The following is a 22,207-nucleotide window of genomic DNA, read 5'->3' as shown; positions in this document are numbered from 1 at the left end:
AGTAGGTTTGCGTGCTATATTTTTTGATAACGCTATACAGTCGACAACGATAAAACAACCGATGAGAGAAATACAATTCAGAGAAGCGCTTCGGGAAGCGATGAACGAGGAAATGCGCAAAGACGAAAAGATTTTTTTGATGGGTGAGGAGGTGGCCGAATACAATGGCGCCTACAAGGTGAGCCAAGGGATGCTGGATGAGTTCGGTGCCAAGCGTGTTATTGACACCCCCATCTCCGAATTGGGTTTCGCTGGTATTGGCATCGGTGCTGCGATGAACGGGCTGAAGCCCATCATCGAGTTTATGACGTTCAACTTTTCGTTGGTTGCGATTGATCAAGTGATCAATTCCGCGGCCAAGATGAACTCCATGAGCGGCGGCCAGTTTCCCATTCCTATCGTATTCCGCGGCCCTACGGGCAATGCCGGACAGCTCGCTGCCCAGCACTCCCAAAACTTCGAAAACTGGTATGCCAATACGCCGGGGCTTAAAGTGGTAGTGCCTGCCAACCCCTACGATGCCAAAGGGCTGCTGAAACAGTCCATTATTGACCCGGACCCCGTTATCTTCATGGAGTCGGAAGTGATGTACGGCGACAAGGGCGAAGTGCCCGAGGAAGAATACTACCTCGAGCTCGGCAAGGCACATACCGTAAAGTCGGGAAATGACGTAACCATCGTGACATTCGGTAAAATGCTGCCCCGGGTAGTGGAGCCTGCCGTGGGAGAGCTGACCAAAGAGGGGATAGATGTTGACCTTATCAACCTGCGCACGGTGCGCCCCATCGATTATGGCGCGATCATCGAATCCGTGAAACGGACCAACCGCCTGGTGATCGTGGAAGAGGCATGGCCGCTGGCATCCATATCATCCGAGATTGCCTATAAGGTACAGCGCGATGCATTTGATTACCTGGATGCACCCGTGGTGCGGATTGCATCGGCCGACGTGCCCCTGCCTTATGCGCCTACGCTAATACAGGCGGCCCTGCCCAATGTGGAGCGTGTGGTCAAAGCGGTGAAAGAGGTGATGTACATCAAGAAATGACCCCCAAATAAAGGCCGATAACAAAGAAGCCCGCTTTTCAAACAAAAGGCGGGCTTCTTTGTTCTGTGACCGGAAAGGAGGCCTATTATGAATCTCATCGAAAAAATCGAATACTGGGGCGATGCCCACCATCCCCGGTGGCTGGATATCATCCGCATCGGTTTGGGTATCGTCATTTTCCTGAAGGGCGGAATGTTTCTCGCCGACACGGAATCGCTACGGCAGCTGATTGAAGACACCCATATACAGGTCTATACCTGGGGTGCTGTGCACTACGTCGCCTTCGCTCACCTTGTGGGCGGTATCCTCATCGCGCTGGGGTTGACCACGCGCCTGGCGGTAGCTTTCCAACTGCCGGTGTTGTTTGTCGCCGTATTTTTCGTCAACATAACCCGGGGGCTTACGTTCCTCAATTCCGAGCTGTGGGTTTCGTTGGTGGTTTTGGCACTGCTCCTCGTTTTCCTCGTTGTCGGGTCGGGCCCTTACTCGCTAGACCACCAGCTGAAGACAAGGAGGGGTTGAAGAAGAGGCACCGGCCGATTTGTATTTGCCCGCTACATTGGCTAAATTTGTCCGATTAATATTGGAAATGAACGAACAAACGAAGGCCATCCGCGAACAGGCCGACCGCTCTCCTTACCGGGAACATGCGGTACCCCTCTACCTTACGTCCAGCTTTATTTTTGACAGCGCCGAACAGGGGCGGGCCATATTTGCAGAAGAAGAACACGGGAATGTATATTCCCGTTATTCAAACCCCAATACCACGGAGTTTATCAATAAAGTATGTGCCATGGAAGGCGCTGAGGCAGGGCTTGCATTCTCTTCGGGCATGGCGGCCGTGTTTGCATCGTTTGCCGCGCTGCTGAAAAGCGGCGATCACATCGTATCCTGCCGGGCGGTATTTGGTTCTACCCACCAGCTCTTTACCAAATTGTTGCCGCGCTGGGGCATCACCACCACCTATGTTGATGCGGCAGAGCCGGAAACATGGGAACAGGCCATACAGCCCAATACACGGATGATTTTTCTCGAAACGCCGTCCAATCCGGGGTTGGAACTGGTGGACCTGGAATGGCTGGGCAAATTCAAGGAAAAATATCCCGATATCATCCTCAATGTGGATAACTGCTTTGCAACACCGTACCTCCAGAAACCCATCCAGTATGGGTTTGACCTGGTGAGCCACTCGGCCACCAAATACATGGATGGGCAGGGGCGCGTGCTGGGCGGTGTGGTGGTCGGGAAACAGGCGCTCATCGATGAATTGATGTTTTTCATCCGCCATACGGGTCCGTCGTTGGCACCCTTCAACGCCTGGCTGTTGTCCAAGAGTTTGGAAACACTGGGCTTGCGCATGGATCGTCACTGCAGCAACGCGCTGGCTGTGGCCCAAGCATTGGAAGCGCATCCCGAAGTGGAAGAAGTGCGCTATCCGTTTCTGCCATCGCACCCGCAATACGAACTCGCCAAAAAACAGATGAAGGCCGGGGGCGGCATCGTAACGTTTGTCATCAAGGGCGGATTTGACCGGGCCAAGCGGTTCCTTGATGCCCTGGAGATGCTTTGCATCACGTCTAACCTCGGCGATTCGCGTAGCATCGCTACCCATTCGGCATCCACTACCCACTCGAAGCTCACCGAAGCCGAGCGGCTGCAACTGGGTATCCAGCCGGGTAGCATACGGATATCGGTGGGGCTTGAGGATGTAGCCGACATCATCGGCGACCTCGAACAGGCACTAACAAATAGCAGATAATGAACATCACGTTAACGAAAGTCAACGACGCCGTCCATTTTGAGGGCGCCAGCAACACCACCCAGGTAAAAGTGCACATCGATGGTTCCCCAGATATCGGGGGCGAGGGGCTGGGCGCCCGGCCCATGGAATTGGTGTTGATGGCACTCGGTTCGTGCAGCGCGCTGGATTTGGTGAGCATCCTCAAAAAACAGCGCCAGCAGATAGACGACATGCACATCAATGTGGAAGGTGAACGGCGGGAGGCGATCCCTCACATCTTCACACGTATCCATATCTCGTTTGCCCTGAAAGGCACCATCGACCCGGTGAAAGCGGAAAAGGCGGCCGAACTGGCGGTAAAGAAATATTGCTCCGTGCATGATATGCTCGCTGCCGGTGGTGTCGATATCACCTACGATGTGAAAGTAGGGTAAGAAAAACTTAACCTAGTTCAATGCGCGTCTGTAAAACGGGCGGTACCTTTGTATCGAACAATTAAAAGAGATTATGGCAACTACATGGAAATTAGATCCTACCCACTCAGAGGTAGCATTCAAAGTAAAACACTTGGTGATCACCACCGTTACCGGTTATTTCCGGTCGTTCAACGGCACGGTGGTAACGGAAGATGAATCGAACTTTACCACGGGCAAAGTTGATTTTACCATCGATACCACCAGTATTGACACCAACCAGTCACAGCGTGACGAGCACCTGAAATCCGCCGACTTCTTTGATGCGGCGAATCACCCGCAGATGACGTTTACATCGACTTCCATCGAAGAAAAAGGTAGCGATGAGTTTGTATTACGCGGCGACCTGACCATTGGCGGAACCACGAAGCCCGTGAAATTCGATGTCGAGTTTGGGGGCACGGTAACAGACCCTTACGGTAATTTCAAAGCGGGGTTTGAAGTGTCGGGCAAGATCAGCCGTAAGGAGTTTGGCCTTACCTGGAGCGCTGTTACCGAGGCCGGTGCAGTGGTTGTGAGCGACGACGTGAAAATACAGGCAAGCGTCCAGTTTGTTAAACAATAACCAATGCGGCAAGTGGGTGTTCTAACCGGAGCACCCTATTTTATTTCCCCGCGCCATATCCGCTCGGCCCAGCGTCCGATGTACCAGAATGACAATGCCAGCAACAAGAAGAATACAGCCCGGTTGATATTGTCCCAGAGGTACTCGAAAAACCGTGTATAAATGTTGATGATCAGAAAGACAATGCCGAATTCGCGGGCAACATTGTCGTGTTTTTTCAACCCATACCAAGCCAGGCCCAACGATACGGCCGACGACAACAACCCCCAATAGAAGATGTGCCACTGCCGCACCTGCGACCACATGTCCAAATCACTGTAGTTGCCGAAAATGGATAACAACCACAGCGCAGTCATCAGGTAAGTAAGTCCGATGATATACGTGAGTTGCCGGAATTGGCCAATTGGTCTGATTCGGTGTTGCCAAAACACCGAAAATGCAGTGAGTAACGCGCCGAACAGCGTAAAGCGCAAAGGGTAGTTCATGCCCCAGAAACGGAACCCCCAGTTGCTGTGATAGGCCGTTTCGGTTGCAAACCAGATCCCGAAGGCGGCCAATGTGAAGACCCAGATTAACCTGGAAGATAGCTTAACAGACAGGATGCCATAAACAACCACCGAAGCGAGAAACAACAGCGAGAAATGCCCCGACCCTTTGTCGATGATTTTCCCCAGGTAACCGATAAATGCAGCGGTCGCAAATACGCCAACGGCCATCAGGGCCTCGTTGCTGAACGTCTTGTCGGGGTGTTTGCGCTTATTCCGGAAGCCCCAGGCATAAAACACGGAAGCCAATACAAAACAGAAAACACAGATCACCACATCCGGTGTGTCGTACAGCCGCTCGATCCAACGGAGCACCAGCTGATCGGCAAACAACGAGAGAAATGCCAATACCACGCACGAGAGGGCTACCCAGAACGCATACTGGGCCAGCCTTTTCCAGTCAAAGCCCTTTACTTCATATGATTCGCCCAACCGCTCTGCAGCAACGTCGTCAAGCAGTCCCGTCTCCCGCCAGTGGGCGATGGCTTCGTCGATGGTTTCTTTTTCCTGCTTATTGACCATTAATTTTTTCACATGCCGGGTTTTCAAACGCTAAGGTAGGAATAATCGGTGCATATACCTTTTTGGCCTATAGAAGACTCATCAGTTTGATGGGGATATCCATCAGTTCTTCATCCCGCCGGATAATCAGCCGCACGTGCTTTCTGGCCGATGTCAGTGCCTTTTTATATTGCGCAAAATTCTGGTTGGCATTGTTGTCGACCGCGATGACGATATCGCCTTCCTCGAGCCCCCCCAGATCGGCCGGAGAGCCTTTCACGATGGAACCGACGATGATGTGGTCATTTATGTAGTACAGTTCCATGCCCGAGTAGGAATACTCGAATGGCTCGCGGTATAACGAGTTTGGTTTCAAGTGGATTTCTCGCCGTTGGTAGTTGACGATGAGGTTAAACCGTTTCAGGATCTGGTTGCCGATCAGTCCGCCCAGGTAGGGATAGGACGTCACATTGAACTCATCTTCGAATATCATGGTGGGCACATTGCGGAAGCGGTAGGGGCCCAGCCTGAAATCCTTCACCAGCGTCATCTCCATATCGAGTTTTCCGCCTACGCCGTGCGCTTCTACGGGAAATCGCTTGCGTTTCTTGCGCACGACGGTGCTGTCTGCTTCGAATTCCTGCGACAAAACCAATGAGAGCCCGGCTCCGATGTCGAAAAGGAAACGGGAATTGATTTTACGATGGTCCGTGATCTGGGCGGCGTGAACGGGGAGGGTTCGGATGAAAGGCCGCAATAGATGCCCCCCACGTGGATATTTTATCGTCCCCTGCGAGCAAACCGTGATCTCGTGGTCATCGTAGTTTATTTTCAGGATGTATCGGCTCAGCAGCGAATAGCCGATTACCCCATCGATGCGGATTCCGTAAACATACGATAGGAACTCATAGTCATTGATATGGAAGTTGAGGCTGTCTACGATGAGGTCATTTAACTGGAGTTGCTGGTTATATAGAAATTCGGCTTTCCGGACCCCCGCAATGCCACGGATGTTGATATCCGACTCTTCGGGCACCAGGTTGAGCGCATCGGCCGTCGTGGAATCCAGGGAGATGCCGCTGCTTCCGGTATCCAGGATAAAGTTTAACGTATCCGGTTTCCCTACCAAGGTGGCTTTGATGAGAATTACGCTTTCGGCTGCCAATGAAAAGGGTACCGTGGTCAGCGCCTTTGACGGCGGCGGGATAAATTCCTCCTGCGCATACGCCCCTATCGCAGCAAAGGTGCTAACAGCTAACAAGGGAGCTATAATTGGTAAGGCTTTCATAGCGGTGCCTTTGGGTTTGTTTATCAAAGATACGATTATTATGCCAACGCGCAATCCCGTCATCGGTGTTTCCGAGTGTCAGCAGCAATCCGTATCTTCATCCCCAAATTAATGCGTGCCAATGACCGAGCATAATGCGTTCCCGGACGGCCTCCGGCAACCTGGAGAGAACCATCCCATCACTTCATTGATCCTGCTGTTGGCCCTTGTTTTTGCCGGAGCAGTTATATTCGGTATGCTCTCGGTGTTTATCGGGCTTGCCGTAACCAATGGGTCTGCCGGCATCGGCAATCTCGAAGGGCTCCTGTCGGGCGATAGTTCCAATGCCGCCTTCATGAAAATCGTACAGGCGGGTTCCAGCATCGGCATGTTCGTCTTTCCGGCATGGTTGATGGGGCCCATCGAAAAGCGACGCCATCGGTACCTCGACTTCAAAGCTCCGGTTAACCCGCAGCTGTGGTTTATCATCGTGGGCATTATGTTTTTCTCAGCGCCCATTTTCGAGCAGGCAATCAAACTCAACGAACGGCTGGTACTGCCCGAAGCACTGTCGGGCCTGGAAAACTGGATGAGGGCCAAAGAGGCTGAGCTGGAGCAGTTGACACGCATTTTCCTGTCTGATACCACCTATTGGGGGCTCATGGTAAACCTCCTTGTGGTGGCCGTCATCGCCGCCGTCGGCGAAGAGTTCCTGTTTCGTGGGTGTGTGCAGGGCATCCTCATCCGCTGGTTCCGTAACCCGCACCTTGCCATCTGGGCCACCGCCATCGTGTTCAGTGCGATCCATTTACAGTTTTACGGATTCTTGCCGCGGATGTTGCTCGGGGCGTTGTTTGGCTATATGCTACTGTGGGGGAAGAATATCTGGTTGCCCGTATTGGCCCACTTCATCAATAATGCCACCGCGGTGATAGCCGCGTTTTACCTTCAGCGGCAAGGAAAGTCACTCGACGATATGAACTTCGGCGAACAAATACCAGTATACCTTTATTTTATTAGCTTTGTGCTTACCGGAGTCTTGCTCTATCAATACCACAAAACGGCCACGGAAAAAAACACACGACGCCATGGAAAAACACTGGGTTAAACTATTTACTACCGCCAATCCCGTCCAAGCGGAGATCACCAAGCAGATGCTTGAAGAGCATGGCGTGTCGGCGGTGATTATGAATAAGCAGGATTCATCTTATCGGTTTGGCCAAGTGGAGCTGTACGTCCACGAATCTGAAGAGGTGTTTGCTAGGGGCTTGATAGCCCAAATGGAAGGAGAAGATAGCGAACAATAGCCCACATGAAAATACGTGCCATCACTGCCCTCTTTTTTGTCATCGTTATGGTGGCCTCCATGTTGTTGGGGAGTTATATCTTCGCAGGTTTTTTTATCTTGTTGAGTGCCTACTGCGTAAATGAATTTTACCGGATCATCGGCGACGATACCGGTAAGCCGAACAGGCTGTTGGGGGCGCTATTGGGTACGCTCGGATTTGGGCTATTCGCCGGTTACCGTTTAGTCGCTTTCGATGTGCGCTACCTGCTATTGCTGATTCCGCTGGTCACGCTTGCCTTTATCCTTCCGCTTTATCAACAGCATGAAAAGCCATTCGGCAGCATTGCCTACACACTGTTGGGTACGGTCTATGTGGTGTTGCCGTTCATTGCCTTTTTCTCGCTGGGTTTTGTGACGGATGCGTATGACCACCGCTTGCCGCTGGGTTTCATGCTAATCCTTTGGGGTAACGATACGGGGGCATACCTTACAGGAAAGTTTTTTGGCAAACGCCGGCTGTTCGAGCGCATATCGCCCAACAAGACGTGGGAGGGATTTGTCGGGGGTGTGTTGTTGGCGTTGGTAACCTCCCTTGTGTTGACCCACTATTTTGCGGTATTGGCCGGGTGGCAATGGGTAGGTATGGCGTTGGTCGTTTCGCTGTTTGGCACCTTCGGTGACCTGGTGGAGTCCATGCTCAAACGCAGCCAGCAAGTGAAGGACTCAGGTGCGGTGTTGCCCGGCCATGGGGGCTTGCTCGACCGTTTCGACGGGCTGCTGTTTGCCGCGCCGGCGGTACTCGTATTTCTTGAGTTGGTGTACTGATTTACAAAACACATCGCATCATGCAGACGAATATACATGCCAATACATTTGGTTTTTTGGAGGCAATCAAAACAAACAACGATAGGGAATGGTTCCAGGAACACCGTGTGGAGTATGATCGCGCCTGGCAGAACATGAAGGATTTTACCGCAGGGTTGATTCAAGGGCTCGCCCAATGGGACCGCTACATTTCGGCAGATATTCCGGTGTCCAAGTGCGTCTTCCGGATTTACCGCGATACCCGATTCAGTAAGGACAAGACGCCGTACAAAACGTGGTTGGGAGCGGGGATTTCCACGGCCGGCCGCAAACTGAATGGGCCTGAATATTACATCCACATACAGCCGGGCAATAGCTTTGCGGCGGCGGGATATTGGCGGCCCGAGAAAGAACACCTGGCGGCCATCAGGCAGGAAATAGATTACAACGGTGCCCGCCTATTGGATATTGTGAATGAATCGGCTTTCAAAGAGCATTGTCAGCTAGATACACAAGATGTGTTGAAAAGGCCACCGGCCGGGTTCAGTGAAGATAATCCCTATATCGATTGGCTAAAGCTTAAGAGCTTCACCGCCTTTGAGTCGTTTACGGATGCTGACTTGCAACATGCGGACGGCCTGGAGCGTGTTTTACAGGCCTACCGCCGGATGTACGATTTCAAGCTGTTTCTCCACGAGGCGCTCGGCGAAGAATAAGCTAAGCAGGGAAACTGATTTTTCCCATGCACACCGCCGGCGAATCGAAGATCGCGGTAGCATGGACGGCCTTCCCTGCCACGGTCTCATTGGCCAACAGAGCAAAAAGAGCAGCTTCTTTCGCATCGGGTAGGAGCCCCAGCACCTCGAACGAAGACACGGGTATTCCCGTAAGCCCGAGGGTTATGCGCTCTACCAGTAAGGGGTTGTGCAGTCCGCCGCCGCTGATGTAGACACAGGGATTGCGGCATGCCTGTACGGCACGTTGCACGGACGCAACGATGGCCGATGCGGCGAATGCGACCAAGGTGGCCATTACATCATGGGTACGGAGGCTTCCGGTGCCACTGGCCCGCTGAGCCCGCTCAAGGTATGGGAGGTTAAACAATTCCGGACCGGTGGTTTTTGGGAAAGGAAGTGCAAAAAAATCGTGGTCGCACAGGGCTTCCAGCAGCGGCTCGCTGACGGTGCCTTTGGCAGCCACTTGGGCGTCACGATCCATTTCTACCCCGAAATGCGCCAGCATGTATTGATTCATGAGCGTGTTGCCGGGACCTACATCCGTGGCAAAACAGGGATTGCCATTCCCATTGGCGGCAGGAAGGAGCGTGAAGTTGGCAATACCGCCGATATTAAGCAATACACGCGTTTCATGCGTGTCGGTGAAGAGCAAGTAATCGCCGTAGGCCGCCAACGGTGCGCCCTCGCCCCCTGCAGCAACGTGTTTTTGCCTGAAGTCGGAAACCGTAATGATGCCGGTGGTTACGGCCAAGTGATCGCCGTCGCCCAGTTGCAGCGTGCTATTCGGGTAGTCGGTGGTGCCCGTGAGCGATTGCGGTGCGTGGAAAACCGTTTGGCCGTGGCTAGCGATGAGGTCGACATCGGCCGGTGACACCCCCCAACCGCGCAATGCTTCGTTTACCAGTGTCCCATGGAGTTTCCCGATGAGGGCATGGAGCCCACTGAGTACCAGTTGGTCCACGGTGCGTTTGGCAAAGACCTGCCGTACCCGCTCGCGGAACTCGTCGGTATATTCCTTGGTGTCAAAGCGGAGGAGCTCAAGCGTGGTGCCGGTACCGCTGCCCGCAATACGGCAGAGCGCGATATCTAAACCATCGAGCGATGTACCCGACATGAGGCCGATCACCAACCGGCTTGGCTGCTTGGCTACCGCAGATAGCTTATGGACATATGGATTCATAATTCGCTAAGATATGTATTTTGCAGTTTTACCTTGCCATCCTATTTTCTTGTAGCCGCCGCATAGGGGTCGGCGGAGGAGCATTGGAAAAATTGCTTTTGTATTGTGTATTAAAAGCAATTTTATCTATGTTTGGAAGGTGTTTTAGACCGGCTTGTGTTCATTCACCATGCCGCGTCGTCAATGTATGCATGAAGTAGTAAGTAAATCGTATTCAAATGACTTTTCCTAAAGATTTAAAGTACACGAAAGACCACGAATGGATTCGCGTAACAGGTGAAGAAGCCATCATCGGTATTACCGATTTTGCCCAGCGTGAGCTTGGCGATATCGTATTCATCGACGTCAATACCGTGGGTGATGAGGTAGCACAAAACGAAGTGTTTGGTACCGTCGAAGCGGTAAAGACGGTGTCCGACTTGTTTATGCCTGTTACGGCCACGGTGCTGGAGGTCAATGATGAAATAGACAGTTCGCCAGAGCTGGTCAATCAAGATCCATACGGAGCGGGTTGGCTTGTCCGTGTGAAACTGAACAACCCAGCGGATGCAGCGGGGTTGCTTTCCGCGGCGGATTACGAGGCACAGGTAGCCGTATAACAAGGGGTATCTCCTCACAAACGACATCTGCCGTGGTGGTGGATGTCGTTTCTTTTTGGCATTATAATGGCTCGATAGCAGGCAAAAGGAGAACATGAAACCTGCCATGTCAGCGCCTGACGAAAAAAGGCGGTGAAGATGCAGGTTCCATGAGGCCGTAAAGGACAAAATTGTTTTCGAATGAAACATTACATATGGGCGGTGTTGTGGGCCGTGGTCGTGGTGGTGTTATGCGGCTTGCCATCGGCGGCCACAGATGAAGTGCCGAAGTTTCCTGGAATAGATAAACTGGTGCATACCGGCTTTTTCTTTGTTTTCACTGTATTGCTCTACTATGGCGCCATTCGGCGGGTAGGGACATTCAAACCGTCGTGGCGTATTTCCATCAAGGTAATCGTTTTTTCCAGCTTGTTCGCGTTGCTTACGGAATTCCTGCAATGGAAGATTTTTATTTACCGCTCGGCGGAAGTGTGGGACCTTTTCGCGGATGCAGTAGGAACAGGGATGGGTGTATTTGCCTACCTCCTTTTGCATAACGTTTACCGGGCGGAAACCGTGCCGTCCAAAATAGCCCATGCCAAGAACGAAAGTTATGAAGTATAAAATTGTCCGGCTTGCATTGGCAGCTACCGTGATGGTGTCCGTGTCTTCTTGCGGGATTTTCAGCAAGGGATGCAAGTGCCCGTCGGTACATCGCCAAAAGGCGGTGGCCCTAACCGCGGATCCTTCGTCAACACTACAGCGCTTTGGCAATGGTAACCGCACTCACGCGGGCAGCCCCGTTTTCCAGCAAGGTGCTGGCACAGGCCTCGAGCGTAGCGCCGGTCGTCAACACATCGTCAACCAGTAGTACGTGCCGATCGGCAATCGCATCGATATCGTTTGCTTCAAACGTCTGTAACATATTTTCATACCGCTCGTAGCGGTTCTTATGGGTTTGGCTTTTGGTAGGCCTCTTTCGAACCAAGCCGTTTTCCGCCATTGGCAACTGCATCGAACGGGCAATGCCGTTGGCGAAAAAAGCACTTTGGTTGTATCCCCGCTTGCGGAGTTTTTTGGGATGCAAGGGTACCGGCACGATGATATCCGCTTGATTGAAAGGGGCGGTATCGGTAAGTGCCGCCCCGTACCTTGCCCCGATGACGGTGCCGATTTCGGGGCAGTTGCGGTACTTCAGTTGGTGGATGATCCGTTTTACGCGCGAATCCTCGCGGAAATACCAATAGGAAGCCACTGCCTCGATACGGACCCTGCCCCAAAGCTGCCGGGCACTGCTATTCTGCCTGTCTTGATGGGAATGGGTGCGGGGGAGGTGGTACCAGCAGGTGGTGCAGATAAGCTTTTCGCCGCTTACCAACGGGGCATCGCACCCTGCGCATGTCTGCGCAAAAAAAAGCGATGTCAAATCGTTGAAGTATCGTTTGACATGCATGGGTACTCAAGTGGTAGGGGTGGCTGTTTCCTTGATGGCCAACTGCCCGCATGCGGCATCGATGTCTTTACCTCGGCTGCGGCGCACATTAGTCGTTATCCCCCGCTGCCGGAGAAAATCGGCGAACCGGTCGATTTTGTCTGCTGCTGCATTCTCGAAATCGGCAAAGGCAATGGGGTTGTACTCGATGATGTTGACCTTGCATGGCAGGTGTTTGCAAAAAGCGGCGAGTTCTTGTGCATCCGTAAGGCCATCATTCACGCCGTTGAACACAATGTACTCATACGTAACCGGGTTCTTGGTTTTGGCGTAGTAATATTTCAGTGCCTCGGCAAGCGCACGCAGTGAGTTTTGCTCGTTGATCGGCATGATTTCGTTGCGTTTACTATCGTTTGCCGCGTGCAATGAAAGGGCTAAATTGAAGCGTACCTGGTCGTCGCCCAGTTTCTTGATCATTTTGGCGATACCGGCGGTGGAAACGGTGATGCGTTTTGACGCCATGTTCAACCCGTCGGGTGCTGTAATCCGTTCGACGGACTTCATCACATTGCTGTAGTTGAGCAATGGCTCACCCATTCCCATGTATACGATGTTGGTGAGGGGTTGCCTATAATGTTCCTGTGCTTGCTTACCGATGAGGACCACTTGGTCATATATCTCGTCGGCGTTCAGGTTGCGCTTACGGTCCATATACCCCGTGGCGCAAAACTTGCAAGTGAGGCTACAGCCCACCTGGGAACTCACACAGGCCGTCATACGGTCCGGCGCGGGGATCAGTACCCCTTCAATGATGTGGTTGTCGTGGAGCGCAAAGCTACTTTTGATGGTGCGGTCGCCACTGTGTTGTTCCCGCTGTACCCGTACGGCATTGATGGCAAATTCCTGCTTCAACGTGTCGCGTAGCGGCTTGCTCAGGTTGCTCATTTCCTCGAAATCAACACTCGATTTCTGCCAGAGCCATGAATAAATCTGCTTTGCACGAAACGCTTGCTGGCCCATGGCCGACAACTGGGCCTGCAATTGCTCGAGCGTCAGGCTACGTATATCGATTTTCGATTTGACCGCACACACGGCACAAAGGTACGGCTTTTTTTGCCGGTATTTTTTCCGGTTGTTTGGTTTGGCACGAAAAAAAACACATATTTGCCTAAGAAGCTATCTAAATTTATATCGTTAAAATGTTTGTCGCTTATTTTTGAGCGAGACGAGGCATGTTTCAGAAGAGATAGCAGGGCGCCTACCTCAAGAAAACAGAACGAAGTAGTAGCCAAAAAAAAGGCAGTGTATTACGTCAAATTAAGCCTAACCTGAATGACACGATAGGTAATTGGCTCTGTGAAGGAAGTGATCCCAGGTCATCGTAACCTTGGGCAAGTGTGTTTCGGTTTATTTGACTGCGACCAACGATGAAACCCATGCGACTATGAATACCTATTTTTCGGCGAGCTATGTGCTGCCGATTACCGGAAAAGCCATCAAAGATGGTATTGTCGAAGTAACCGACGATGGTATTATCCGAGGTGTTTATCCACCCGCAAGCCGGGCCATATCCGGAAAGGCGATCCAGCGGCACGCCGGCATCATTACACCGGGCTTCGTAAACACGCATTGCCACCTCGAGCTTTCGCATATGAAAGGGGTTATTCCGAAAGGTACCGGATTGGTTCCGTTCCTGCAACAGGTGATGGCACAACGGACCGCCGACGAAGCCACGGTGGTAGATGCAATGAAGGCGGCAGACAAACAGCTTTACGACAACGGTATCGTCGCCGTGGGAGACCACGCGAACACATGTATTTCGGCCGCTATAAAAAAAGCCAGCAAATTACATTACCACACCTTTGTGGAAGTGCTGGGGTTTGAATCGGCCTTGGCCGGGGGCAAATTGGCCGAGGCAATGGCTGTCGCCGCCCAATTTGGGAAGACCGATTGTTCCATTACCGCACACGCACCCTATTCCGTATCCAAAGAATTATTCAAGCTGATCGATGAAGGGGCCCGTAGGCAGCGAATGCCGTTGAGTATACATAACCAGGAAAGCGAAGCCGAGAACCGGTTGTTCCGGTATAAGGAAGGGCAGTTTGTCGACTTTTACAGGGCCTTGGGCAAGGATATCACCGATTTCAAAGCGCAGGCACGAAATTCCCTGCATACGGTTATGCCCTACTTGGCGACCGACACATCGGTTTTGCTTGTACACAATACCTACACAACGGCAAAGGATATCTTTTTCATTGAACGGCAGCGGAGGAACGTCACTTGGTGTTTCTGCCCCAACGCAAACCTATATATCGAGGGAACGCTGCCAAAGGTTCCTCACTTTGTCCAGTATGGGCATACGATCACCTTGGGGACGGACAGTCTTGCCTCGAATGATTGCCTATGTATTTTATCTGAATTGAAGGCTATCCACCAATATTTTCCGGAGCTTTCGTTTACCGACACCATCCAATGGGCTACCATCAATGGCGCACGTTTCCTAGGTGTCGCTGACGCGTATGGGTCGTTGGAAAGTGGCAAGACGCCCGGCCTGAACCTGCTCACCAAGACCCGGGGGCTCGCCATTACCCCCGACACCGAGGTGATGCGCTTGGTTTAATGCAATATCCAAAATGCGATGCCCAGCAGCGTCCCCAAACCCATGCCTACCACCACCTCTTTCCAAATATGGCGGCCCAGGTGTATCCGTGACCAGGCCAGCGGTACGGCAAACAGCAGGAAACACACCCCCGCAATCCAGTTGAGTGAAAGGACCAGAAACCCCAGGAATGCATGGAAGGCCAGGTGCATGGAGGCCTTTATCCGCCTATTTACCAACTGTGCTAGCAACAGTAGCCCCAAAGCACAGGCTAAAGCCAGCCGAAGTGTCCACGCTTGATTCGTGGCCCACACGATGATGGTAACAAGCAATAGGAGGAGGATGGTGGCAACGAACCATTTTTGCCGTTGCGCTTGGTCTGATACATCTAGGTTGGTGTACGTTCCCTTCCGTACCCCCCAGATGGTCCTCACCCCGATAGGTAAGAAGATACCACCCACGATCAGTAGGGAGAGGTAGATGGCTCGTTGCGTTGATTCAATACTGAAAAGTAAGAAAACAGCAAATAGCGGAACGGTCAGAAAAGGGTGACCTACGGTGGATATGACTTTGGCTATTGTTGTCTTCAAATGCGTATACCCTTGAACGCAGACGCTGGATATACCGGGTTGCGATACCCTGTGCAACACCAGCGTTGCGCTGCGAAGGTAGCCAAACTTTTGCAGGTAGGCAACGGCAACCCAACTGATTTGTGATCGCGGCTTTTACCGATGGCGCACGCCCCTCCCCCGGAGGGCCACGTACATGGTGTCGATGGCCGCCGGTTGCAGCATCCGGGTGAGGGGCACAGACCTGTCCAATGCGAATGAAAAGACCGTGTCGGGAGGCGCTACCCGCCTCATGATATTCCGGTAGCTAAACTGTTCATGTCCGCCAAACGGACTCTGGAAGGCTGCTGTGAGCGTATTGAGCACCGAGGCGGGGCGGAAGCGGACACTGTCTTTGGCGGTGTCCATGTTCGTATTTACGATATTGATGCAAACCAGCTTGATGGTCTTGGCGGTGTCCGGGTATGATTCAATGTGCCGCTTCAGGGCTTCGTATACTTCCAACGTGGTCGTTGTGCCCGAGTTTTCGTAGATCCCGCCATCGATTAATCGGCCGGCACCGTCGAGGTAATTGTAAGCATTGATTACCGGAAAGGCCTGGCTTTGGTTGACGCAGGCGATGAAGGGGAGGTTGTACCTTGGGTGGTGCTGCTTAAAAAGGCCATACAGGTCGGCAGCCAGGCTGAAACCGGTAAGATCAACCGGCGAAAACACACCGCGTTCCCCCGATTCGACAATGGCACTGTTGATGAAAAAGAGAGGTAAATCGGCGCGGGGTGCCGCCGAACCTTCGGCAACGTAGGGCGTTAGGTAGTCGTCCCTGAAAAAGCCGTCTATTTGCGCAGCGTCGACCGTCGGTGTGGCACTTGTGTATCCGCGTACCTCTTCCTCCTGGAAATAATAGTTCCGATCTTTTGGAAAAGTCTTTTGCGGGTGCGCGAGCTTGCTGAAAACTTCGTGCTTGGCGCCTTCGAAGCTGTCGCCGACTAATATGCCCCAAAAGGAGCTGCTGAGGTAATTCCTGCCGTAGATGGTTTTCATGCGGGGCACGATCGACGCCGCGTTTCGCGGTATATCCAGGTACTTGTCAGCCAAGAACATGGCAGCACCCGATGTGGATCCTGAAACGGTGGATATGGAAAACACCCGGTCTGAAAACCGGCTGGCAGGCGTGCTTTCCAAGCTGTCTAGGTAGTTCATGGCCATGAAGAACCATACCGCCGCACGCGAGCCGCCCCCCTGGCCGGAAACCAGGTACACGTCAAGCGTGTCCCCTCGATTGGGCATGCGTTTTGCCGCCCAACTGTCGAAATAGTCGGTCAAACTTGGTCTGGCTGCTGCTGAAGGGCCCTGTTCGGGCGGCGCCATCATTCGGCGGATACGGTGCGAATTGATGGAGTTAAATAAGAATAGAAAGATAGCGGCCACAGCAACAACCCGTACCAACGGCCGATACCAGACCCACGCCGCTTTCGGTGGATTCTCCGGTCGCTCGCGACCGTATTTTGCGGGGTCGCTATTGTAGATGGCCGTCACATTCAGCTGGGCCGTTACCAGCACATCGGCCAGAAACAAGTATAGCGAGATCCCAATGATCAACACGAAAATGGGAGATAACTGGCCGATTTCAACTGGCCACGCCCGGCTGTTGCTGGTTTGCAGCAACACCGCTACAACCACCGTGAACGAAAGCGAAAGGATATGGATGTATTTGCTTACGAAGTAGGAGATATCGACCACGCGCACGTCCACGTTTTCCGCAAACTTCATGTAGGCATAGTTGGCCAGGAGACCCACGAAGTTGGCCCCCACCACGAGGGCCGTAAGGCCGGCCGTGGTGGCACGCAACCAAAATCCCAACGCGCCGACTACTACAAGGAAGAGGGCAAATACGAGGCTCATCACCCCTACGTAGCGCAGCGCTTTCATACGGTTGCCCGCTTTGGTCTCGGCAACATTGTCCCACAAACCCTGAAATAGCCGCGGCACCCTTTTGCGACGGTATGCCCAATCGAGCAGAAAGACCGATAGCACTAATCCGGCGATGACCGCCACGGCAATAACGGGTCGGGCAGGGAAAAAGGAGAGGACCGTTACATAGAGAAAGATTACCCATGGCAGACTGGCAAAATACCGGATGGGGAACTGCATCCGCCCGGTGACTGTATCGCCATTGTAAAGTGCAATCAGCCCACCGTATAGCCGCTGGGATTTCACTGGCCGCCGCATAATCAGTGCCCACAGATCAATAGCCACCACAGGGATGACCCAATTACTCAACGCAAGCAAGGAAAATGCGGCGATAAGCAGGGGGATATTTAAATAGCCGTAGCTGCCAGGCTCGGTGAGGCTGACCACAATGTCACGGCCTACCTGTACTTTCCACAATATCAGGGGCACGGCCAGCGACAGAAGAATGTAAAAAATATTGTGTTTGATGGTACGGTAGAATTTCAGGAAGAAATCATAAAGTATACTCGTTGCCATATTGTCTTCCATAAATAAATCCATGTGAATCTCGGCAAACGAGCGAGGACAGGCAATACCTATAAATAGGTATTTTACGGAGACGGGTTACTTTTCCTTGAACAGCAAGTAGCCGGTGGCGTATATACCGTGGCTCGACTCCTCGTGGGGTGCCAGGAAGTCGCCATTCACTTGGTCCAAGAGCAACGTTATCGTAAAATGGTTGTTTTCCCGGGTGGTTTCCATCTTTTCTGCAGGATATAGAAAGCCGGTCCCATCATTTCCCCGCTGAGTAAGCTGCCCATTTTTATGCGCTTGGTAGATTTCGTCGACCAAAGGTGCCAAATCGAACAAGAGGGTGCTGTCGTTTTGCATGGCTACCTTAATAGCCAGTACACCATCCCGTTCTACGGAAATGCGAACGTCGTTCGTCCCGATACGTGCCGTGGCCGAGTCGGTACGGTACGGCTCGATCCGATAGCCATAGTCGTATCCCTGTATCGGTATCACGTCCGGGCCCTCGCGGTAAATCGAGAGATACCTCCCTTCGGACGCTCCGCTGAGCGGCACTTCCAAGAGGGCGAAGATGGTGTCTCGTTTCAACCATGTGATGCGGTAGGGTGGCAGCTCAGCGTTGGTTGCATCGATTTCGCGATCAAGGCTGCGCAGATCCACTTGGGTAAACGCCTGTAGGGATTGCAGGCCATGCGCTTCCAACAGATAAGTGATGATGCTCGGCCGCTGGTCTGTACCTTCCGTAGCGGCGTTGAGCGTCTCGGCGAGCCGCCGCTGCTGCGAATGGCGCGATACATGGGTGGCGCTCTGCGGGCCGAAGGTGCTCAACAATGCCAATACGGCAAGACTGACCGGAATCAGTTGGATGTCGCCTTTTCGGAAGCACAGGAAATAGGTGGCCGTGCCGGCCAGCCATAGGGCAAGCACCACCAGTAGGTGGCGTTCCTCTGTAAGCCCATAGTAAGATACGCGCTGGTAAACGGCTAGGACCAGCAAGACGATGAGCGGTATCATGGTGAGGTAGAACGACTTTGAAAACAGGGTTAACCAACGGTTCCCTTCGTCGTCTCGGATGGGCCATACGAGCAACAACGACAGGATGCCAAACACCGCGTAACCTGAAATGAGCATAGCCACGATGCCCTTCGGCATTTCCCAGTCGACGAGTATCTTTACTTCATAGAGCAGCAAAATAGCCAAGTAGATGGTCATCAGCGGTATGAGCACATACTGCGTAAATATCTTGAGTCCTTTTGGGTAGGATGCCCCTGTTGTTGCGGAGTCGAACACGGTGGGTACGCCCGCCAGGAAAAACAGGGTGTTGAAGCCGATGGCCACTACGGCGAAAAGCTGGCCATAGATTTCCGAAGGTAGGTCGAGGTTGAAAAGCTCCTCCACCCCAAAGATAGCCACCGCAAGCCCCGCATATAAAGATGCCGAGTAAAGAACAGCGGTGAGCAAACGCAAGAACAGGGCTTTATTGAAGTGCCAGAATTGGATGTTGCTGCCACGTTTGATGAAAGGGGCGAAGGCCACCAAGTGGTGGAAGGCAAAAGCAAGCAGGCCCAACCGTACCACATCGGTACGATACAGGGCGGGGTCGAGCACAGCATACAGTACGGCACACAAGATGATCGCCGCAAGCCGAAGGACCCACTTGCGGATGCCAGCATACTCCCTCGATTCGGCAAAAAGGTCGACAGCAAGGCCTAGCGTAAGTAGCAGACCGCAGGTAGCCAATAGCTGCCAAAGTTGATTTTCCAGCCTCGCGTCGATGGTTGGCTCACCGATCAGGAAGCACGCCAATAGCGTGGCGAAGACCACGACGATGAACACCGTAGGAAACCGTTGGGCAATGGCAATGGCGTTTCTTGAAAGGCTGGCAAGCGAGGGGAATTTCATGGCGTGCGGATTTATTAACCGATTATGGGAGATAAAATTAAACATAAACCAGCGAATATTTTTTACTTTACTAGTAATTTGCCATGCAACATTTATGGGCAACCCGCGACTTAACAGTGAATCACATAACGAAGATCACTTGCAGCCTACGGATAAAAAGGATGAAATCGAATTAGTTGCCTTGTGCCACCAAGGGCATGACACGGGTTTTACGGCACTGTACAACAGATACGCCCGCCCCGTTTATAACTCCATCTGCCGCATCGTATCACATACGGCCGAGGCCGAAGACATCCTGCAGGAGTCTTTCTACCACGCCTTTTCCGATATCCATAGGCTGCAGAGCGCGACGAGTTTCGGCTCTTGGGTTCACCGGATCGCACTTAACCGCTCCATTACCCACCTGCGGAAGAGGAAAATCATTTTCTCCGATACGGGGGGGCTGGATATTCCCGATGAGGAGGGCTATGACCTAGAAGCGGATCAGCTGTTTGATTGCAGGGTGGAGGATGTAAAGGAGGCCATCGATCAACTGCCACAAGGGTATAAGACCATATTGAACCTGTATCTCTTTGAAGATATCCCACAAGAGGAAATTGCAGGGATGCTGGGCATTTCGCACAGTACGGTGCGCACACAATACCACCGTGCCAAGAAAAAAATAATCCAGTCACTGAAAGATAGGACATTGTTATGAACGACCCACTAAAGAAATTTGTAAAACAGCACCGAGAGGCGTTCGATCTGTTGGATCCGCCCACGGGTGTGCTCCAGCGCTTGCAGACGCAGCTTAAGCCGGAAGCGCGTATGCCGGAACCTACCAGCAGACGTCATGTTTTGCCACGGTACCGGCGTGCAGCCTGGCTGGTTGCGGCGTCATTGCTTATCGGGCTGTGTACCTACCTGTTTTTTGATGGCGACGGAACACAGCGCCCTGCCGAACCCCAAATCGTACAGCACGTTGTTGAACGGGTACCGCCTTCCGATGAGCCTACGGCTAAACCCGACGTGGGGGCGGCAGCAGAAGCGCCCGCCAAGGAACCCAAACAACCAGCCATACGCAACACCATGGTCCATCGTGAGCCGGCACCGGCTCCACTCGCCGTTCGGCTGGCTGACAGCACCTCGGCAAGCACGCGTCTGGCCGCTATCCTGGAAATCGAGCAGTCGGAACATATGGATGAACAGCTGGTCACCATGCTGTCGCAGACCATGAACCGTGACGGGAACACGAACGTACGTTTGGCCGCTCTCGACGTGTTGAGCCGCCACCTCGATGATCCGCAGGTGGCCGACCTGCTGGCTACGGCCCTTACTACCCAAGATGATCCATTGGTGCAGCTAGGTATCGTGCGGATTGCCGCGCAGATTGATCATCTCGGCATCGAAGAGGCATTGTTTTCGGTGGCACGGAACCCCTATACGTTCGAAGCGGTGAAAGACGAGGCCTATGCCGTGCTGCTATATCAAGAGAAACTTTAAGCATACATAAATTACAAAAATTGAATACGATGAAAAGACAGACAATTACACTGGCGTTGCTTTTGGCCTTTTGCCTTCCAGTGTGGGCGCAGAAGCAATACAAAGTGGCCAGACCTTCGGGAAAACTTTACGTCAACCTCAACGGAGCCCGCATCGAAGGCTATGCAGGCAATGAGATTATTTTCAGTAACCAGGGGGCTCCTGATGAAGAAGACGAACGGGCCAAAGGGTTGCAGGCGTTGAGCAGCTCGGGCTTCATCGACAATACCGGGTTGGGCATCAATGTGGCAAAAAAGGGCGATGATATAACGGTAAACCCTGTCGGGAACAGCGATCGTAGCGATGTCTTGTACATCCGGGTGCCGCATACGGTCGATGTCGTTTTCAGCAATAACAAGGCCATCTTTGCCGATACCTTGCTGATCAAGAACATGAAGGGTGAAATCGAGGTCTCTACGTCTTATAATGACGTCGTTCTGGAAAACAACAGTGGCCCCATGAACATCAAAAACCTTTACAAAAACATTGAGGCTACTTTTGCCAACGACATCAAGGGACCCGTATCCATCGTTTCGGTTTACGGCCATGTGGATGTGGCCATGCCGGCATCGACCAAGGCCAACCTGACCATGAGTACGGGTTATGGCAAACTGTATGCAGCGGGCGACTTCAATGTGGCGATTACGCCCAAGGCGCTGGATGATGAAAGGAGCGCGGCTAGGTTAGCTGAAGAAGAAGCCAGGGCTAAGCTGGCAGAAAGGCTGGATTCCATGCCCGACATTGTGATGTCAGCGCCGCCATCGTCGGGTACCGGTATTTCAATCGCAAGCATGTTTCGCGGCGGGATACAGGAGAACATCGAAGGTACCATCAATGGTGGGGGTGTCGACCTCATCCTGAAATCGACCTACAAGAACGTATACTTGCGTACGAACTAGCTAGTTCTACAACATCCGTGCACAGCGCCCCGCATATGGATGTAGGGGCGCTGTCATTTTTGCGTTGGCATACGCTT

Annotated in this window: 23 protein-coding genes; 15 read left to right on the top strand and 8 right to left on the bottom strand. The window is 52.6% G+C overall.

The window, feature by feature from the left end; genetic code table 11:
- The first annotated feature begins 61 nt into the window (after positions 1 to 61).
- The 5 genes from ACEVG1_RS07505 (at position 62) to ACEVG1_RS07485 (ending at position 3,827) form a co-directional block, all read left to right on the top strand.
- Positions 62 to 1,048, top strand: a complete 987-nt coding sequence (locus ACEVG1_RS07505) for a pyruvate dehydrogenase complex E1 component subunit beta (protein WP_374743008.1) — start codon at positions 62 to 64, stop codon at positions 1,046 to 1,048.
- Between the two features lie 87 nt (positions 1,049 to 1,135).
- Positions 1,136 to 1,570 (top strand): DoxX family protein, encoded by a 435-nt coding sequence (locus ACEVG1_RS07500; RefSeq protein ID WP_374743007.1) that lies wholly within the window; start codon positions 1,136 to 1,138, stop codon positions 1,568 to 1,570.
- A gap of 67 nt (positions 1,571 to 1,637) precedes the next feature.
- Complete coding sequence (locus tag ACEVG1_RS07495; RefSeq protein WP_374743005.1) at positions 1,638 to 2,807, top strand: PLP-dependent aspartate aminotransferase family protein; 1,170 nt, start codon at positions 1,638 to 1,640, stop codon at positions 2,805 to 2,807.
- Positions 2,807 to 3,223 carry an OsmC family protein gene (locus tag ACEVG1_RS07490; RefSeq protein ID WP_374743004.1) on the top strand — a complete coding sequence of 139 codons (417 nt, stop codon included), beginning with the start codon at positions 2,807 to 2,809 and terminating at the stop codon, positions 3,221 to 3,223. Before ACEVG1_RS07495 ends, ACEVG1_RS07490 begins: the two co-directional genes overlap by 1 nt.
- 73 nt (positions 3,224 to 3,296) lie before the next feature.
- On the top strand, positions 3,297 to 3,827 hold the full coding sequence (locus ACEVG1_RS07485; protein ID WP_374743003.1) for a YceI family protein: 531 nt from the start codon (positions 3,297 to 3,299) through the stop codon (positions 3,825 to 3,827).
- A gap of 35 nt (positions 3,828 to 3,862) precedes the next feature.
- Here ACEVG1_RS07485 and ACEVG1_RS07480 read toward each other — a convergent pair whose 3' ends face one another.
- Together ACEVG1_RS07480 and ACEVG1_RS07475 are read right to left on the bottom strand one after the other, a co-directional pair.
- A complete protein-coding gene (locus ACEVG1_RS07480) occupies positions 3,863 to 4,906 on the bottom strand; it encodes a DUF2157 domain-containing protein (RefSeq protein WP_374743002.1) in 1,044 nt (347 codons plus the stop codon).
- 55 nt (positions 4,907 to 4,961) lie between these two features.
- The gene (locus tag ACEVG1_RS07475; protein WP_374743001.1) at positions 4,962 to 6,161 is read right to left on the bottom strand and encodes an aspartyl protease family protein; all 1,200 of its coding nucleotides are present in this window, start codon (positions 6,159 to 6,161) and stop codon (positions 4,962 to 4,964) included.
- A 121-nt stretch (positions 6,162 to 6,282) separates the two neighbouring features.
- Here ACEVG1_RS07475 and ACEVG1_RS07470 point away from each other — a divergent pair, with 121 nt between their 5' ends.
- The 4 genes from ACEVG1_RS07470 to ACEVG1_RS07455 are packed head-to-tail and all read left to right on the top strand — an operon-like array spanning position 6,283 to position 8,948.
- A complete protein-coding gene (locus ACEVG1_RS07470) occupies positions 6,283 to 7,248 on the top strand; it encodes a lysostaphin resistance A-like protein (protein ID WP_374743000.1) in 966 nt (321 codons plus the stop codon).
- Positions 7,229 to 7,447 carry a DUF2007 domain-containing protein gene (locus ACEVG1_RS07465; RefSeq protein WP_374742999.1) on the top strand — a complete coding sequence of 73 codons (219 nt, stop codon included), beginning with the start codon at positions 7,229 to 7,231 and terminating at the stop codon, positions 7,445 to 7,447. The genes ACEVG1_RS07470 and ACEVG1_RS07465 overlap by 20 nt, the downstream gene beginning before the upstream one ends.
- A 5-nt stretch (positions 7,448 to 7,452) precedes the next feature.
- Positions 7,453 to 8,253 (top strand): phosphatidate cytidylyltransferase, encoded by an 801-nt coding sequence (locus tag ACEVG1_RS07460; protein ID WP_374742998.1) that lies wholly within the window; start codon positions 7,453 to 7,455, stop codon positions 8,251 to 8,253.
- 20 nt (positions 8,254 to 8,273) lie between these two features.
- Positions 8,274 to 8,948 carry a DUF2461 domain-containing protein gene (locus ACEVG1_RS07455; protein WP_374742997.1) on the top strand — a complete coding sequence of 225 codons (675 nt, stop codon included), beginning with the start codon at positions 8,274 to 8,276 and terminating at the stop codon, positions 8,946 to 8,948.
- A gap of 1 nt (position 8,949) precedes the next feature.
- Here ACEVG1_RS07455 and ACEVG1_RS07450 read toward each other — a convergent pair whose 3' ends face one another.
- The gene (locus ACEVG1_RS07450; protein ID WP_374742996.1) at positions 8,950 to 10,149 is read right to left on the bottom strand and encodes an anhydro-N-acetylmuramic acid kinase; all 1,200 of its coding nucleotides are present in this window, start codon (positions 10,147 to 10,149) and stop codon (positions 8,950 to 8,952) included.
- A 218-nt stretch (positions 10,150 to 10,367) separates the two neighbouring features.
- Between ACEVG1_RS07450 and gcvH the strand changes: the two genes are divergently transcribed.
- Both gcvH and ACEVG1_RS07440 read left to right on the top strand, forming a co-directional pair.
- Positions 10,368 to 10,748 carry a glycine cleavage system protein GcvH gene (gene gcvH / locus ACEVG1_RS07445; protein ID WP_374742995.1) on the top strand — a complete coding sequence of 127 codons (381 nt, stop codon included), beginning with the start codon at positions 10,368 to 10,370 and terminating at the stop codon, positions 10,746 to 10,748.
- A 180-nt stretch (positions 10,749 to 10,928) separates the two neighbouring features.
- The gene (locus tag ACEVG1_RS07440) at positions 10,929 to 11,351 is read left to right on the top strand and encodes a VanZ family protein (RefSeq protein ID WP_374742994.1); all 423 of its coding nucleotides are present in this window, start codon (positions 10,929 to 10,931) and stop codon (positions 11,349 to 11,351) included.
- Between the two features lie 133 nt (positions 11,352 to 11,484).
- On the opposite strand, the gene ACEVG1_RS07435 is transcribed toward ACEVG1_RS07440, so the two are convergent.
- Together ACEVG1_RS07435 and rlmN are read right to left on the bottom strand one after the other, a co-directional pair.
- Positions 11,485 to 12,180 carry a ComF family protein gene (locus tag ACEVG1_RS07435; protein ID WP_374742993.1) on the bottom strand — a complete coding sequence of 232 codons (696 nt, stop codon included), beginning with the start codon at positions 12,178 to 12,180 and terminating at the stop codon, positions 11,485 to 11,487.
- A 6-nt stretch (positions 12,181 to 12,186) separates the two neighbouring features.
- Positions 12,187 to 13,251 (bottom strand): 23S rRNA (adenine(2503)-C(2))-methyltransferase RlmN, encoded by a 1,065-nt coding sequence (gene rlmN, locus ACEVG1_RS07430; RefSeq protein ID WP_374742992.1) that lies wholly within the window; start codon positions 13,249 to 13,251, stop codon positions 12,187 to 12,189.
- Positions 13,252 to 13,603: 352 nt separating this feature from the next.
- Between rlmN and ACEVG1_RS07425 the strand changes: the two genes are divergently transcribed.
- A complete protein-coding gene (locus ACEVG1_RS07425; RefSeq protein ID WP_374742991.1) occupies positions 13,604 to 14,779 on the top strand; it encodes an amidohydrolase family protein in 1,176 nt (391 codons plus the stop codon).
- Here the strand turns inward: ACEVG1_RS07425 and ACEVG1_RS07420 are convergent.
- The 3 genes from ACEVG1_RS07420 to ACEVG1_RS07410 form a co-directional block, all read right to left on the bottom strand.
- Positions 14,776 to 15,348, bottom strand: coding sequence for a hypothetical protein (locus tag ACEVG1_RS07420; protein ID WP_374742990.1), 573 nt, complete (start codon positions 15,346 to 15,348; stop codon positions 14,776 to 14,778). The genes ACEVG1_RS07425 and ACEVG1_RS07420 overlap by 4 nt on opposite strands.
- A 135-nt stretch (positions 15,349 to 15,483) precedes the next feature.
- Complete coding sequence (locus tag ACEVG1_RS07415; RefSeq protein ID WP_374742989.1) at positions 15,484 to 17,814, bottom strand: hypothetical protein; 2,331 nt, start codon at positions 17,812 to 17,814, stop codon at positions 15,484 to 15,486.
- 87 nt (positions 17,815 to 17,901) lie between these two features.
- Entirely contained in the window at positions 17,902 to 19,710 is a 1,809-nt protein-coding gene (locus ACEVG1_RS07410; RefSeq protein ID WP_374742988.1) for a DUF4153 domain-containing protein, read from the bottom strand.
- 94 nt (positions 19,711 to 19,804) lie between these two features.
- Between ACEVG1_RS07410 and ACEVG1_RS07405 the strand changes: the two genes are divergently transcribed.
- From ACEVG1_RS07405 to ACEVG1_RS07395, 3 genes are read left to right on the top strand one after another with little or no spacing between them, the layout of a single operon-like run.
- A complete protein-coding gene (locus ACEVG1_RS07405; protein ID WP_374742987.1) occupies positions 19,805 to 20,407 on the top strand; it encodes an RNA polymerase sigma factor in 603 nt (200 codons plus the stop codon).
- Positions 20,404 to 21,192 carry a HEAT repeat domain-containing protein gene (locus tag ACEVG1_RS07400; protein ID WP_374742986.1) on the top strand — a complete coding sequence of 263 codons (789 nt, stop codon included), beginning with the start codon at positions 20,404 to 20,406 and terminating at the stop codon, positions 21,190 to 21,192. Before ACEVG1_RS07405 ends, ACEVG1_RS07400 begins: the two co-directional genes overlap by 4 nt.
- Before the next feature lie 29 nt (positions 21,193 to 21,221).
- Positions 21,222 to 22,130: a hypothetical protein gene (locus tag ACEVG1_RS07395; RefSeq protein WP_374742985.1), complete on the top strand. Its 909-nt coding sequence runs from the start codon at positions 21,222 to 21,224 to the stop codon at positions 22,128 to 22,130.
- Positions 22,131 to 22,207: the final 77 nt, after the last annotated feature.

Source organism: Parapedobacter sp. 2B3, from assembly GCF_041925275.1.
GTDB lineage: Bacteria > Bacteroidota > Bacteroidia > Sphingobacteriales > Sphingobacteriaceae > Parapedobacter > Parapedobacter pyrenivorans_A.
Note: the sequence above shows the minus strand (reverse complement) of the source record. Positions and strands in the feature narration are given on the sequence as shown.